Genomic DNA, 15,081 nt, shown 5'->3' with positions numbered 1-15,081 from the left:
TATTCTGCCCTCAAATAAAAATGAGATCAATTATCATTTTCATAATCATGTAAGATTTTTATCTAGTGTGTGAGGAAAAACGTTTGCTTTGACCGAGGTTATAAAACTTAATAACTTCCTAAATTAGCGTTCTATGCTGTTTATATACAACCAGACAGATATAAAAGCTGACTAACGAGTGAGTATGGAAAGACGCTATTTCACCTAGCGACAGACATAAAAAATCCGAGTGCGAACACTCGGATTTTTAAGAACTAAAATCAATGGGAAACTACAGCAGCTTTTACTCTTCAGAGCTCGGTGCCGCTGGTTTTTTCTTAGGGATGAAGACATCATCACCCACAGATACGTTTTTGTAGAAGCTCTTGTCACGCTTAGCTGGTTTTTTCGCCGATTTTTTCGCTTGAGGGCGAGCTTTCTTTGCGGTCGCTTTCTTATTGCGGAAATCTGGTTTAGGTGGCTTAAGGCCTTTAAACTTACCTTTCAAATCTTCGAACAATGAAAACTCAAGATCTTGTTGTAGGTATGCTTCTACACGTTTAAAGCTATCCCAGTCTTTTGGACCAACAAGAGAGATTGCATCCCCTTTATTTCCAGCACGACCAGTACGACCAACTCGGTGTACGTATTCTTCGGTATGCTTTGGCATATCGAAGTTGATGACGTGTGTCACAGTTGCAATATCCAAACCGCGGGAAGCAACATCAGTCGTTACAAGGATCTTAAATACTGCGCGCTCAAACTGACTCATAATGGTGTTACGTTGAGTCTGGTTCAAGTTACCACTTAGTGCTACAGCCTTCAGTTTCTTTTCGTTCAGCTTTTCTGTTAGTCGCTCAGTATCATCACGCGTTGCCGTAAAGATAATAACTTGACGGTATTCAGCCTCAGAAAGAACACGATCTAAAATTGCCTCTTTATGATCTAGGTGATCACACAAGTAAAATTTTTGCGTGATATCTTTATGTTCTTCGTTAGAAACGCCGATAGCAATTCGCTTTGGCGCATTGAGCATTTCAGCCGCGATTTCATTGACGTCTGCATGATCTAATGTCGCAGAGAACATCAACGTTTGACGACGACGATGCTTGGCTGCTTTATGAATGCGACGAAGCTCTGGTGCAAAGCCCAAATCCAACATACGGTCTGCTTCGTCCAGAATTAGCGTTTCCAAACCATCCAGATAAAGCGAACGGTGCTCTAAGTGATCAGCCAAACGTCCTGGTGTCGCCACGATAAATTTCGGGTAACGACGCAGAGCTTTTACTTGATCGTTAAAGTTCTCACCACCCAAAATCAGTGCTGCTTCATAAGATAGGCCAGCTAGCATAGAACGAAGCTCACCATATACTTGTTTCGCTAGCTCACGAGTAGGAGCAAGGATTACCGCGCGAGGGTCTTTCGCAGAAAACGATTTTGTCTTTAAAGACTTATGAAGCATTGGCAATACAAACGCCAAAGTCTTGCCCGAACCTGTTTTCGAAGATGCCAATAGATCCTTGCCTGCAATCGCAACAGGAATCGCCTGCTGCTGAATGTCAGTCGCTTTTTTAAAATCGTAGTGTTTTAGGTTCTTCAACAATCGGTTGTCTAGGCCTAGATCTTTAAATTGCAAAGTATTCTCCAATAAATCAGTCAGCGTCTGAGCGCTCTGTAGTGTCGTTTCCGCTCTAACGCAGCAAAAAAATAAAGCTCGGTATAATACCGCAAATCATAGGAGTATAGATAGAGATCACACAAACTAATTCCCTGTGGTAACGGTAAAACATCATTTGTGGCTCAGTTCAGAGTAAAGACTAGCCTTTTTGATGAGCAGCTGGACAGGAAGTTTAGAGAAAAGCCGTTCAAATATGCCTTCTATCCATCAACAAAACGACTTAAATAGCAGTTATTTGGGCCAATAAACTTTCATTTGTGTCAATATCGTCTAAATTATTGATATCAGGAACGTGGCAAATACACCTGCTATGAAAACTGTTGTGAGAACGAAATAAAGGATAGGTAGTTAAACTTTGTTAAGTTCAGGTAAAAGTTGACGTCAGGTACTCCATGAAATTCTTGGGTTTTTTTGACTTTTGCTACATCATGTACTGATAAAATGTAACCACATTTAACCTCGCTACTGTATAAAATAATAGTTAGTGGCGAGACTTTCACTATAAGCAAGGAGTTCTTATATGAACAAAACGTTGATCGCAGCTGCAGCAACTTCAGTACTTCTACTAGCCGGTTGTGCTTCTTCTGATGACGCAGCTACAGCAAATGCAGCAAAATTAGACGAACTAAGCAACCAAGTTAGCCAACTAAGCCAAGACGTACAAGCTCTTCAATCTGACGTTCAAAAATCAGGCGCAGCAGCAATGGCTGCTCAAGAAGAAGCTGAGCGTGCTAACGAGCGTATCGATAACATCGCTCAGTCTTACACTAAGTAAGATTTGATACCGCGTCTTAACGCCCGTTAAGGCGCGGTTATTTCGACAGGAACCCCATTCTGTGCAGCGATTGCTGCTTTAGCCTTCACGTTTTTCATACCGAATTCATCCAGCCACCACTTTAACTCTTTCGGCACTTTGAGTTCATCTTTCTCGCCATTACTACGAGTCAAAGGCTCATGTGCTTCTAAGAACACACTTCTGTCAGGCTCAAGTGTCATTTTGATAGGCTGGTTAATGATGTTAACGTCTTCACCGTTACGAACCTTGTCAAATAACCACTCAATGTCACTTGGGTCCATACGAATACAACCCGCACTGACCCGCATACCAATCCCAAAGTCCTTGTTGGTACCATGAATTAGGTATTCGCCATTCCCGTAAGCTAAACGCAATGCAAACATACCAAGTGGATTATCAGGCCCCGCAGGAACAACGGCTGGTAGGTCAATGCCCTTTACTTTGTACTCGGCACGAATAGAGGCTGGAGGAGTCCATGTAGGGTTCGGTCGTTTTTGGCTGATACGCGTTGTCATTACTGGGGTATCGCGCCCTATTCGGCCAATTCCGACAGGAAATACATGGACAATATCTTCTCCTTTCGGAAAGTAATACAAGCGCAGCTCGGCTAGATTAATAACGATACCTTTATAAGGTACGTCTGGGAGGATTAGCTGTGTCGGAATAGTAAGAACATGCCCCTCTTCTGGTAAGAAGGGATCCACGCCTTTGTTTGCGGCCATTAAACCTAGCATACCCACATCGTAGAGCTTAGCGATATTTGCCATGGTTTCGCCTTCTTGCACGACGTGGTTTTCAAGGCGACCAATTAAACGGCTTCCATCCTCTGGTAATTCGTACATCTTAGCGAATGATAGACCACTCACTAAAGATAACGACACAGATAGCAGGGTACGTTTTGCGAAACTCATTGATCGCTTTTTGCTAAGCATTTCACTCTATTCCTTGGCACTTTTAAAGAGCTGTAAGGTTATCTCTCTTTCTGTCTTGTGATCAACCATCGGCTTGTGATATTCCAGTAAAGAAAAGCCCTCCCAAGTCCAAGGTTTATGGATGTATTTGTTCGGTACACTTTTGATTTCTGGTACCCAGTGGCGCACAAATTCACCATTAGCATCGAACTTTTCGCCTTGGCTTATCGGGTTGAAAATACGAAAGTATGGCTGCCCGTCACAACCCGTAGAGGCAGACCATTGCCAGCCACCATTGTTCGCTGCAAAATCGCCGTCCACCAGCTTACTCATGAAGTACGCTTCTCCCCATCGCCAATCAATATGTAAGTCCTTGGTAAGAAAGCTCGCGACAATCATACGTAATCGGTTGTGCATCCAGCCTGTTTGATTGAGCTGACGCATTGCTGCATCAACGATTGGGTATCCTGTTGTTCCTGTCTTCCATCGCTCAAAGGCTTTCTCATCATAGGACCACTGGATTTTATCCTCCCAATCGATAAATCCTTTGCCTTTGACGAGTTTTGGTTCGAAAACCAATAGGTGCTGATAAAACTCACGCCAAATGATCTCACTTAACCAAGTTGCTTTCCCTTCTGTAAGGTCATTTTGTTGATTTTCAGCATACAAACGAGCAATACACTGCCTTGGTGATAGCGCGCCAATCGCAAGGTATGGAGACAGTTGGCTAGTGCCATCAATAGCTGGAAAGTCTCGCTCGCTTTGATACGCGTCACTGCGCTCCCGTGCAAATTCCCTAAGCTGCATCAAAATATCATTAGTCGAAGCCAGCCAGTCTTCACTGGATTCTCGAGCATAGCTAAATGTGAAGCTTGAATTAAATCGAGCCGACTCTATTTGTTCGAGTACCTTTTTATTGAGTGGCGCTTGCTCGTGAGGTTTTACTACCGTCGGCATATGGAACTGCGTTAACCAAGCACGCTTGAATGGCGTAAACACCTTAAAATATTCGCCTTGCTTATTAAGAACCGTCGTTGGCGCGTGCACACATTTGTCATGAAACAGTTCAAATTCGATATCGTGAGAAGCTAACGCTTCACTTACTTGTGTATCGAGCTCTCGTTCGTTCACCTCATAGTGAATGTTTGCCATGACAGACGTGGCTTCAAGTGTTTCCGCCCACCCACTAATCACATCTGTACAATCGGAAAACGACGGTACCTCTTTGTACAAAAAGGGAATATTAAGGCTTTCAAGCTCCTCGTTAAGACTAGCTAAGCGACGAGCAATGAGGTCTGCCTGCATCGGCGCCATGTGATGCTCCCGCCACTGCTCTGGCGTCGCGATAAAGCAAGCGACGACAGGCTGACCTGAATCCAATGCCGCTTTGAGTGCCGTGTGGTCTAACGTACGTAAGTCACGTCGAAACCATACTAAAATCATGGTAGCTCCTATCTTTTGTCTACTAAGTTAGGTGTAATTTCTCTATCACTTCAGAGCACCCCATCCGATCACCTAGCTGTGCGTGAAGCATTTTGATGGACGCTACTTGTTTAGCAGCTAGTGCTTTATTGGAGAAAAGGTAGATAAACGAACCATTTTCAATGACCTCGTGATCTAGTAGACCAGAAACATCATCAACCTTATCGATCAAAGTCGTGTGATACCCTTGTTCACAAAGCTTCGCTGCTTGAATCCAACTCTCAGATTCTCTGTTTTGTTCAAAGCTAATGAGCAGACACTTTCCTTTGGAAGCGGCTTTGTTTTCAGAATCGATAACAAGGGCAAGTCGAGTGATTAAACAAGTCTGAAATAACCCCACCTGCAAGGATCGCAACGATCCTTTTACCATATCTAGCGCATCAAATACTGGGCTAATAAACTGATCAATAACGAGTTTTAGTGGGTACTCTTTAAGAACAGAGGCAAGTAAACTCTCTGCTTTTCCTCGATTCAGGGTAGACAGCGCAAGCAGCATGTTTTCAACTTCTTCGAGTGTGCGAACCTCGTTTTTGACTTCGACATCGGCGCTTTTTCCTAGCAGCCCCTTCACTTTACCAATCGAAATCCCCTTCGCGAGCCAACTCTGGACTTCGCGAATCGTATCGAGATCTTGCTGGCGATAGAGTCTGTGTCCTTTTTCAGTTCGCTGAGGCTGGATCAAGTTGTATCTTCGTTGCCAAGCTCTCAGCGTAACTGGTTTTACACCCGTGATTTCTGCGACATCTCGGATCGCGTATAGTTTTTCTTCTGAACTACAAACCATAGCGTAATCTCATCTCCTGCGGATACGGTTCTAAAAACTTCTGTTTTGCTAAATACTCGTCTGGGTAAGTATTTAAGTAATGCTTAATCAATGTAAGTGGTGCTAGCAGAGGCAGCATTCCGATTCGGTAGTCGTGAATCACTGTCGCTAACTCTTCTTTTTCTTCTTTAGTTAGTGAGCGTTTGAAGTACCCTTGTAAATGCATCAACACATTTGTGTTGTTTTTTCGGCTAGCCCGATTCGTTAACGCCTTCATCAGTCCTAAACGATACTCTTGGTAAAAGTCTTCAATTTCATAATTAGCGACATCAGCGACTAAGCGGCCAAGGGAGCGGTATGACTCTGGGTGGTGTGCCATTAACGTCAGTTTGTAGCGCGAATGAAAGTCGATGATTTTGCCACGAGTAGGCTCACCATCCATCGAGTCGTAAAAGTCATTTAGACAAAATACTCGAGTAATAAAATTTTCTTTCAATACAGGGTCGTTAAGTCTGCCATCCTCTTCAACAGGCAACCAAGGCATTTTTTGCATCAATGTTTGCGTATACAAGCCAACACCTTCTTTCGCAGCACTGTTCTTGCTGTAAACCTTGACTCGCTCCATGCCACAAGTTGGTGACTTGGCACAAACGATGTAACCACAAAGCTGCTCGCTTTGAAGTTCATCTACTTTATTGGCCGAGTAAGTGAGCATATTGTCGGTATGATCATTTTCTGGATTTTTGGTTTCAACCAATGCAACACGCTCTTCATTAGAAACAAGACGAATGGTTGGACGGGGTACTGGCATACCTACGCCGACTTCAGGGCATACCGAAATAAAGTCAAAATAAGGGCTAAGCTCTTTAGTCACAAAGTTGCTCACCTTATGACCAGAGTCAAAACGCACTCGTTCACCCAAAACACACGAACTGATACCTACTTTGATCGAAGATTCCATGATGACGCATCCCTATACAAAAAGTTTTGTTGTATAACTTATAGCAAGCCTTTCCAGATTGTACAAGAAAATAAGTTGTACAATTTAATCGTTTTACTTCACTCGAAAGTATTTCGATCAACCAGCTGTCAGAAAAAAGTTTGGCCCAAAAACAAAGAATTTGTGCGCGCAATCGACAAACTGCTCAAAAGCAAATCGATTGCTCTTTTGATTTCAACAGATTTGGTTATCAATAGTAGTTGCAGTTTCTAAATGCGTGGTTTTTGTGACTAAGCTCTCAAGGGGCCACTGTACGTCCCGATATTATTGCCTCAACGAAAACGAACAAGTTCAACAGAATTGGTAATAGCGTTCTATAATAGAGGCGTTTTATCAAAACAAAACTTTGGAGAGCACTTATGGCAACCCCACACATTAACGCACAACCAGGTGATTTCGCTGAAACAGTTCTAATGCCAGGCGACCCGTTGCGCGCTAAATACATCGCTGAAACGTTCCTAGAAGATGTGAAACAAGTTTGTGACGTTCGCAACATGTTCGGCTTTACTGGCACTTACAAAGGCAAAAAAGTTTCTGTAATGGGCCACGGCATGGGTATCCCGTCTTGCTGTATCTACGTACACGAGCTAATCGCTGAATACGGCGTGAAAAACGTTATCCGTGTGGGTAGCTGTGGTGCAGTACGTGACGACGTGAAACTAATGGACGTTGTTATCGGTATGGGTGCTTCTACAGACTCTAAAGTTAACCGTATCCGTTTCAACAACCACGATTTCGCAGCAATCGCTGATTACGGTCTTCTAGAAGAAGCAGTTAACCAAGCGCGCGCTCAGGAAGTGCCTGTAAAAGTAGGTAACGTATTCTCTGCTGACCTGTTCTACACACCAGAAGCAGACATCTTCGAGAAGATGGAAAAACTAGGCATCCTAGGTGTAGACATGGAAGCGGCTGGTATCTACGGCGTAGCAGCTGACCTAGGCGCGAAAGCACTGACTATCCTGACAGTTTCTGACCACATCATCCGTGGTGAAAAACTAAGCTCAGAAGAGCGTCAGAAGTCGTTCAACGACATGATGAAAGTTGCACTAGAAACTGCAATCAACATCTAAGAACAAATAGTAAGTAATAATTTGCAGCCAGAGTTATGCTGGCTGCCCGAATTATCCCGAGGGGGCGATTGTGTCTAACGGCGAACTGCCAAAAGACGCAGATGGGTTACAACTCAACTTTTGTAAAACATTGGCGTGTGACAACTTTGGATTGAGTGATGCAAAGCGTTACGTTCTGCAACATGCGAACCCTAAGCGTCCGGCGATGGTATGCCGTGAATGTGGAGCTTTCCCCCCCTTACTTAATAATCGCGATGTCGTGAACGAACTTCATCGCCTGCGGCACGTCCACAGTGACGGGTTGCCTGCTTGCCGTAATGATGATTGCGACAACTTTGGACTCTCTGTCCACACTCACAAACACCTCTATCACGCTTTCGGTTACAGTGGCGATCGCCAACGTTACCGCTGTAAAGTGTGTCAAAGTACCTTTGTCGACAAGTGGTCTGGTGCCAACAAGAAGCTTCAATTTCAAGAGAACTTGATGGGTTTATTGTTTACGGGATATTCCGTACGAGAAATCTGCCGCAAGCTTAGTATTAACCCAAAAACCTTTTACGATCATGTTGACCATATAGCTAGCCGCTGCCGCCGCAAGCTGGCAACCATTGATGCGCGCTGGGTAAACCACGCAACGCATTATGAATTGGCCTCAAACTATATTGCATTGCAACCGAACAGCAATAATGGTGTGTATTGGATTGTTTCTGGCGAAGCGCATTCTGGCTATATTCTTTGCCAGCACGTCAATTATTCCGCTGATGAAGAGCCAATCGCAACTCTCGATCATAATCCTTACGATGAGGTGTCTCGTTTTGTTTCCCAGGAGTACGTAGCGGAAGCAAGTGAGCCGCTTGCGGAACCTTCTCATCACCTCAGAGAGCGAATTGACCAAAAATACCAAACAATTTTGGCTCGCGGTAACGTAGAAGACCCTCTTGGTAATCTATCTGTATTTCATTACCCTTCAAAAGGGGCATTAGTCCGTCCGCCATACACCTCGTATGCACACTATTTGCACGTACTTGATATGTGCTGCCCAAACAAACGTGTATCTCTATACATGCCTCAAGATCCCCTACTACGTTCAGCTGCATTGAGCGTTTGTTTACCTCGTATTAAAGAGAAAAGTGTCGACTTGATGTATGTAGAAGAGGACGCTAGTTGGGACATGAGCACTCCCTTTGGCAAAGTCGATATCGCCTATATGAGTTGGTGGCGCGATCGTTGGGCAATCTCTAGTCAAAACGAAAACCACAAAGGCATTTGCTACCTCGCTGGCGATCAAAATGAGCCTGAAAAATGGTTTAACGTTGCGACAACTCGTCATGTGAAGTTTTATCAAAACCGCTTTCAGATTCTTTTCGAAAGCTTCATTAACGAGCCACGTCGCAAATTACGACCTGCTGGTATTTTACCTCTTTTAGATATATTCAGAGCTTGGCATAATTTGTGCTATCAGGATAAACAAGGTCTTACCGCTGCACAAAGGTTGGAAGTCTCTGATGCACCTTTGACAATCAAACAGCTCCTATCGTAGCTATTCTATTGGTAATTTAGATGTAGTAATTAGGGGTTGTAACGGTATACATTACGGCCCCTGATCGTTTACCAAAACGTTATCCGCATCGCTTTGGTAAAGAAACATGCATCTAACCACTTAATATTAGGTGTGATTTCCAGTTCGATAGTCATGGATGTGAACGTTGGATAAAAACCAAATTCAGCTAGAAGATGATCTCACTAAGCTTAAAGGCCAAATAAAATCGGCCCCTAAACATACCTTTAATATTGCGCAGCAATATCGTATCCGCGCGGAACAAATTTTATTTGTGGACGGAGAGATCAAAGCCTTACTCATCATGGCGCAATGCTGTTGGTGCCTAATGGATTACCGACAAGGCTTAAAACTCGTCAAAGACGCTTACAGCAAACAAACACAGCTTGAAACCGACGATCATCTCCCGGAAATTCTCCATCTTTTTGCACTCCAATATTGGGGCCAAGCAAAGTATTATTCCGCGCAACAATATTGGATTAATGCGCTCGAACAATCTGCTCTTGTTGATGATGTTGAAATTCAAATCGAATCTCTAATTGGGCTTGGTAATGTATGGCGCATCACTAATGAACACCAACTTGCCGCTTCAACTCATGAGTTAGCCGTTAAAGTGGCAAACAATGTTCGTATTGCTTGGTTAGAAGGCAAAGCGCGCATCCTATTAGCTTGGGACTATTACTTACTAAATAAGTTTGTCGAGATGCTTACGGTACTGGATGGAGCAACCGAAGTATTAAAAGATCATGATGACAGTACGTGGCAAGCCGAGATCTGGGACTTTAAAGGGTTAGCACTGCTTGGACTAGAACGCCTTGATGCGGCCGAAGAAGCCACCCAAAAAGCCCACCAGCTCGCCATTGAGCATGACCTCGTTTGGATGAAAGCACACTCTTTTATTAGCCGAGCAAGACTTGAGCTTTTGCGCCAAAATACAGACAGCGCTGCCAAGTTGCTACTTGCAGCAGAAGAGTCTGCACTCAGTTTCGACCACGGTGAGCTACTCAGCCAAATTTGCTTCCAACAATCACGAGTCGCTGAAGAACAAGGAGACTTTGAGTCTGCGTTTAACGCGTTCAAGAAATACCGTAAGCACGCACTCAAAATGCTCAAAGAACAAACTCACCGAATCAGCATGGATAAAGCAAGAGGCTCTAAACGCCAACTAGAGCAGCGAGCACGTAAGCTGATCAATCATATTCGCTCTCAACACGAATACGACCCTGAAAAGCAGTTCTCTAATGTCGTTTCTGAGACCTACTGGTGGGAACAATTAGTTTTGTTTAAAACGGAGCTCAAACGCTCTAACCACGCCATCATTATGATTCAGCATTCAAACCCCGAAGTTCTCGATGTTTGTACCGAGCTCGTTCATGCATTGACAACCTCTAGCGACCTCATCTCGAGAATTTCCAGTAACAGGCTAGCAATGTTAATTGCAGAAAAAGGTCAAGCAGCAGAAGAGGTCTACCGCACTGTCCAAGCGATGTTAGACATCTATCCATGGAAGCGACGCGGAATCAAAGGCCCGAAACCGATACTGTATTTGCAAGATATCCTGACCTTCCCATTCACGTTAGAACAGCTCGAAGAAAGTTATATTGAGGTAATGAAGAATGGAACAACTGCTTAGCAAGGTGACTGACGCAGGTATCGATCCTTCTTCCGTTTCAGGTGAAGAAGCGATTACGCTATGGGAACACATAGGGTTACATATTGCGTCAACAAACCGAGAGAAAGCGCATTGCTATATCATTAGCGCCGAGTATCGAAGAGAGATCAAACAGCTCAACGACAGCATTAGTGAATTGAAACAAGCGCTTGAGTTGCTTGTTTTACCAGAAGATGTAGAAGATATTCTTTCTGTGAAAGCAAGCTTGAGTGAGCGTTTAGTTGAATTAGGTGACTACAATGCGGCATTAACCGAGTATGTTGCTTCAACCAATATCGCCGTCGAGTACGGCTATATTGATGAGTACGTATTGGCCATTATTGGAATGGGTAATTTATGCGATGCCTATGGGGATCACCAACGTGCATTACGTTATTATCAAAAAATAGATGCTATCGATCACGCTATTGGCAGTCGATCCCTACGCCTTCGTTACAAGCTGTACATGCTTGCCTGTTATATCAGCTTGAACCGTACCGCAGACGCCAAAGAGCTGTTGAGTGAATGTGAAGAACTGAGCATTCTCGTCAGTGATAAAAACCTCGCCGCACAAATTCACCTCTACCGAGCCAAATTATATCGTCTGCAAGAAGACTACCCCAGTGCGTTGCTGGCTATTTCGAATGTTCAGTATACAACGGGTAGTGCCACGACATACTGGTTATCCACGATGGTCAAAATTGAGACTGCGTATTGTCTAAACGGTGTAGGGCACACTTCTTTAGCTAACTTAACGCTGGACTCCATCAGTAAAAGGATTCAAAAGCAGCTATCTCCTATCGTTACTCAGCATTTTTATAACGCGATGAGTCACGTTTACGCCTCTCAAGGGTTGTATCAAGAAGCATTAAATTGTGAAAAAAAAGCGCACAGAATCGAATGTGATCTTGTAAAACATATTCCGATCGGTGAGTTAGGGTCTGCTCAACTACGCCGACTTTCACGCTTTGAGTTACAACTCAAACTCATTTTGTCAGAGCTAGAAAACAAAGAACTAAAAGAAACCACCAAGCAGCATAAAAATACTGTTGCTCAGCTACAGCAGGACGTCTTTACCGATCCACTTACGTCTTTACACAACCGACGCTGGTTAGAAGTTAAACTAAAAGATCTACTTCTGCACGATACTGCATTTGCATTGATGGTCATCGATATCGATCACTTCAAATCCATCAATGACGAACTAAGCCACTTGGTGGGCGACAAAGCGATCAAAAGTGTGTCACAGGAACTGGCGTCCTACTTCAGATTTAAAGGCGCATCGTGCGTACGATTTGGTGGTGAAGAGTTCCTCGTGATCCTTGAGAATACCCAACTGGAACGCGCAGAAATGCATGCCGAGAATTATCGTGAACGGATTTATCAATATGGTTGGGACGATATTCTTGGTGAACGGGGGCTGACCGTATCCATAGGGATTACCTTGCATCGAGAAGGCGAGAATACTCAGCGAACTTTTTATCGTGCAGACAAAGCTCTTTATCGCGCCAAAGCCAATGGCAGAAACCAAGTCTGTACCGAACTTTAAACCATGCCCCGGTTGACACCTGGGGCTTTAGTATACTTTTTACTTATCCTTCCTATATCACTTCACTGCTTGTTTAAATTAGTACTCAGCAACACCTTAACTGCCAATAAACATCAGTGGATACTTACATCGCATAAACATAATTCCTACATAAAAACCGCTTGATTCATCTGTACTTAAGACAAATACTTAAATTGTTAATTTACGTAGATTTTCCATTTCGCAATACGCACAGGTAGGTAAGATGTTTCTAGACTATTTTGCACTTGGGTTACTCATCTTCGTTGCTTTAGTGATCTTTTACGGAATCATTGTCATCCATGATATTCCATATGAAATCGCCAAAGAGAGAGAGCACCCGCACCAAGACGCAATTCACTACGCTGGCTGGGTCAGCCTTTTCACTTTGCATGCGCTGTGGCCATTTTTATGGATCTGGGCAACATTATGGCGCAAGGAACGCGGCTGGGGTTTTAAACAACTAGAACAAGAAACACACGACATTCATCACCGCCTTGAAGAACTCATCGATGAAGTCAACGAACTCAAAAACGAAGTATCGATGTTGAAACAACAAAAGATTCAGCAAAAGCCTTTGCCTGAACAAAGTAAAGAGGACGAATAATGGACTTATTGCTGATTCTGACTTACGCAGCTCTTTGTATTGCCATTTTTAAAATTTTCAATATTCCTCTAAACAAATGGACCGTTCCAACCGCCGTACTTGGCGGCGTAGTGTTAGTGGGCACACTCGTGCTGCTTATGAACTACAACCACCCATTTACTCAATTGGGTAACCAAGTGTTCCCGACTACGCCTATCGTCTCTGGCGTGCGTGGCCGCGTGGTGGAAGTGCCAGTCCAGGCCAACCAACCGCTCAAAACGGGCGATATTCTTTTCAAAATCGATCCTGTGCCTTTTGAAGCAGAAGTTGCTCGCCTGGAAGCGAAAGTCAAAGAAGCAAGCCAAGGTGCGTTGGGCTTAGAGTCTGATCTAAGAGAGGCAGAAGCTGCTGTATTGAAAGCGCAAGCGGACAGAGATAAAGCACAAAGGGAATTTAGCCGATATCAAAGGGGCTTTGATCGTGGCGCGTTTACTGAACAAGATTTGGATACTCGACGCCAAGCGTATAAAGCGGCAGAAGCCATGTTAGACGTTGCGATTTTGCAACAAGAACAAGCTCAAATCGCTCTGGACTCTGAAATCGGAGGCGAAAATACCCAAGTCGCGCAACTTCTTGCCGAGCTGCGTAAAGCAGAGTTTAACCTAGAGCAAACCGTCGTTCGTGCGCCAACCGATGGTTACGTTACGCAATTGGCTTTGCGTCCTGGTGTTATGGCTGTGCCGTTGCCACTTGCCCCGGCAATGACCTTCGTACATACCGAAGACATTACGTACACCGCGGCATTCAGACAGAACTCATTACAACGCTTGAAGCCAGGCTTTGAAGCAGAATTTATGTTCCGCGCAATTCCGGGCAAAGTGTTCCGTGGCGAAGTCATTGACGTGATTCCAGCCATTGGTGAAAGCCAAATTCAAGCGCGAGGCGCTCTGCTTGGGACTGATGCCTTGCGCACGAGCGGACGTGTTTTTGCGAAGCTGAAAATTACCGACGACTTGAGTGGATACCACCTACCAATGGGTACTGCGGTTGAAGTTGCAGTTTATTCAGACAGCTTTACTCACGTATCAGTGATGCGCAAAGTGCTTATTCGTATGAAGAGCTGGCAGAACTATTTATACCTCGACCATTAATGAACATATAGCGCATTCATTTATTGGTAAAAATAACATCAAACCGTGTAATCAGGGGCTGACGATCAGCCCCTGATTCATTCTAGCCATCCAGATAGATAGCATTCCCACTTTTATTAATATTCTGTATAATGCGCGCCTTATTTTTAATGCTTGCTAAAACCAAAGCCAGTCAAAGGGATGCGTGAATCAAATCACACATTTCCTGAAGAAAAATAGAGCAAACAATAAGCAGCTTGGTTGTTTTGAATATATGTTACACAATCAAATAACTAACGCTTTCCAACAATATAAATGAACGTTCTTTAAAATCGACTATTGAACTGAGGTTATCTATGAATCTTTCCGCTAAAACTGTTGTGGTTATTGCAATCGGTGCTGCTCTTTACGGTATCGGCGGCTTACCTATGTTTGGCATCCCTGTGTTTGCAAACACAACGCTAAAACCAGCAATGGCAGTATTAGCATTGTTCTCAGTACTATTTGGACCACTTGTTGGCTTCTTGGTTGGTTTTATTGGTCACTGGGTTACTGACCTATTTGCAGGTTGGGGCGTATGGCTCACTTGGGTACTTGGTTCAGGTATTGTTGGTTTGATTATCGGTCTATTCCCTTCTCTAACGCGCTACCGTTTGGAGAAAGGTGATTTCAATATGAAAGACTTCGCGTTATTCGTAGTACTTGCGCTATTAGGCAACGTATTTGGTTACGGTTGCTCTGCATTCCTCGACACGATTTTATACGCAGAACCGTTCACTAAAGTGTTTACCCAGCTTTCTATTATCGCGATCGGTAACACCATTCTTATTGCTATTGTTGGCTTCTTCATTCTTAAGTCTGTCGCTAAACGTAACAAGCAAAGCCGTAACTTAACAGAGGCTTAATGTCG

At 43.9% G+C, this 15,081-nt stretch carries 13 protein-coding genes; 8 read left to right on the top strand and 5 right to left on the bottom strand.

All coding sequences use genetic code 11. From position 1 onward, the window contains the following. Positions 1–283: 283 nt before the first annotated feature. Positions 284–1,627, bottom strand: a complete 1,344-nt coding sequence (locus tag R7Z50_RS08640) for a DEAD/DEAH box helicase (RefSeq protein ID WP_017820508.1) — start codon at positions 1,625–1,627, stop codon at positions 284–286. Positions 1,628–2,177: 550 nt separating this feature from the next. Here R7Z50_RS08640 and R7Z50_RS08635 point away from each other — a divergent pair. Beyond that, the gene (locus tag R7Z50_RS08635; protein ID WP_005375145.1) at positions 2,178–2,432 is read left to right on the top strand and encodes an Lpp/OprI family alanine-zipper lipoprotein; all 255 of its coding nucleotides are present in this window, start codon (positions 2,178–2,180) and stop codon (positions 2,430–2,432) included. 26 nt (positions 2,433–2,458) lie between these two features. Here R7Z50_RS08635 and R7Z50_RS08630 read toward each other — a convergent pair whose 3' ends face one another. Genes R7Z50_RS08630 through R7Z50_RS08615 form a run of 4 tightly spaced genes read right to left on the bottom strand, consistent with a single transcriptional unit; the run spans position 2,459 to position 6,570 of the window. Beyond that, entirely contained in the window at positions 2,459–3,385 is a 927-nt protein-coding gene (locus tag R7Z50_RS08630) for a L,D-transpeptidase family protein (RefSeq protein ID WP_318149016.1), read from the bottom strand. 6 nt (positions 3,386–3,391) lie between these two features. After that, the gene (gene phrB / locus R7Z50_RS08625) at positions 3,392–4,807 is read right to left on the bottom strand and encodes a deoxyribodipyrimidine photo-lyase (protein WP_318149015.1); all 1,416 of its coding nucleotides are present in this window, start codon (positions 4,805–4,807) and stop codon (positions 3,392–3,394) included. 22 nt (positions 4,808–4,829) lie between these two features. Further along, positions 4,830–5,630, bottom strand: a complete 801-nt coding sequence (locus R7Z50_RS08620; RefSeq protein ID WP_005375142.1) for a MerR family transcriptional regulator — start codon at positions 5,628–5,630, stop codon at positions 4,830–4,832. Then, complete coding sequence (locus tag R7Z50_RS08615) at positions 5,620–6,570, bottom strand: YbgA family protein (RefSeq protein WP_017635475.1); 951 nt, start codon at positions 6,568–6,570, stop codon at positions 5,620–5,622. Before R7Z50_RS08615 ends, R7Z50_RS08620 begins: the two co-directional genes overlap by 11 nt. Positions 6,571–6,968: 398 nt before the next feature. On the opposite strand from R7Z50_RS08615, the gene deoD reads away from it, so the two are divergent. From deoD to R7Z50_RS08580, 7 genes are all read left to right on the top strand, one after another. Beyond that, positions 6,969–7,679 carry a purine-nucleoside phosphorylase gene (gene deoD, locus R7Z50_RS08610; RefSeq protein WP_005375140.1) on the top strand — a complete coding sequence of 237 codons (711 nt, stop codon included), beginning with the start codon at positions 6,969–6,971 and terminating at the stop codon, positions 7,677–7,679. 70 nt (positions 7,680–7,749) lie between these two features. Beyond that, positions 7,750–9,219, top strand: a complete 1,470-nt coding sequence (locus tag R7Z50_RS08605; RefSeq protein ID WP_005383936.1) for a hypothetical protein — start codon at positions 7,750–7,752, stop codon at positions 9,217–9,219. A gap of 166 nt (positions 9,220–9,385) precedes the next feature. Next, entirely contained in the window at positions 9,386–10,870 is a 1,485-nt protein-coding gene (locus R7Z50_RS08600; RefSeq protein WP_005375137.1) for a hypothetical protein, read from the top strand. Continuing rightward, on the top strand, positions 10,854–12,437 hold the full coding sequence (locus R7Z50_RS08595) for a GGDEF domain-containing protein (protein WP_318149014.1): 1,584 nt from the start codon (positions 10,854–10,856) through the stop codon (positions 12,435–12,437). Before R7Z50_RS08600 ends, R7Z50_RS08595 begins: the two co-directional genes overlap by 17 nt. A 244-nt stretch (positions 12,438–12,681) precedes the next feature. Beyond that, positions 12,682–13,062 carry a DUF3302 domain-containing protein gene (locus R7Z50_RS08590; protein ID WP_005375135.1) on the top strand — a complete coding sequence of 127 codons (381 nt, stop codon included), beginning with the start codon at positions 12,682–12,684 and terminating at the stop codon, positions 13,060–13,062. Next, positions 13,062–14,192 carry an HlyD family secretion protein gene (locus R7Z50_RS08585; protein WP_005375134.1) on the top strand — a complete coding sequence of 377 codons (1,131 nt, stop codon included), beginning with the start codon at positions 13,062–13,064 and terminating at the stop codon, positions 14,190–14,192. The genes R7Z50_RS08590 and R7Z50_RS08585 overlap by 1 nt, the downstream gene beginning before the upstream one ends. A 335-nt stretch (positions 14,193–14,527) precedes the next feature. Continuing rightward, positions 14,528–15,076 (top strand): ECF-type riboflavin transporter substrate-binding protein, encoded by a 549-nt coding sequence (locus R7Z50_RS08580; protein ID WP_005375133.1) that lies wholly within the window; start codon positions 14,528–14,530, stop codon positions 15,074–15,076. The last annotated feature ends 5 nt before the right edge of the window (positions 15,077–15,081 follow it).

Source organism: Vibrio sp. 1249-1 (assembly GCF_033340495.1).
The sequence above is the reverse complement of the archived record's forward strand: the minus strand, read 5'-3'. Positions and strand labels throughout refer to the sequence as shown.

Bases quoted from the DNA above. Each gene is read 5' to 3' on its own strand.
- R7Z50_RS08615 (WP_017635475.1), bottom strand. From the start codon at position 6,570: ATGGAATCTTCGATCAAAGTAGGTATCAGTTCGTGTGTTTTGGGTGAA.
- R7Z50_RS08635 (WP_005375145.1), top strand. From the start codon at position 2,178: ATGAACAAAACGTTGATCGCAGCTGCAGCAACTTCAGTACTTCTACTA.
- R7Z50_RS08630 (WP_318149016.1), bottom strand. From the start codon at position 3,385: ATGCTTAGCAAAAAGCGATCAATGAGTTTCGCAAAACGTACCCTGCTA.
- R7Z50_RS08595 (WP_318149014.1), top strand. From the start codon at position 10,854: ATGGAACAACTGCTTAGCAAGGTGACTGACGCAGGTATCGATCCTTCT.
- R7Z50_RS08580 (WP_005375133.1), top strand. From the start codon at position 14,528: ATGAATCTTTCCGCTAAAACTGTTGTGGTTATTGCAATCGGTGCTGCT.
- R7Z50_RS08585 (WP_005375134.1), top strand. From the start codon at position 13,062: ATGGACTTATTGCTGATTCTGACTTACGCAGCTCTTTGTATTGCCATT.
- deoD (WP_005375140.1), top strand. From the start codon at position 6,969: ATGGCAACCCCACACATTAACGCACAACCAGGTGATTTCGCTGAAACA.
- R7Z50_RS08620 (WP_005375142.1), bottom strand. From the start codon at position 5,630: ATGGTTTGTAGTTCAGAAGAAAAACTATACGCGATCCGAGATGTCGCA.
- R7Z50_RS08590 (WP_005375135.1), top strand. From the start codon at position 12,682: ATGTTTCTAGACTATTTTGCACTTGGGTTACTCATCTTCGTTGCTTTA.
- phrB (WP_318149015.1), bottom strand. From the start codon at position 4,807: ATGATTTTAGTATGGTTTCGACGTGACTTACGTACGTTAGACCACACG.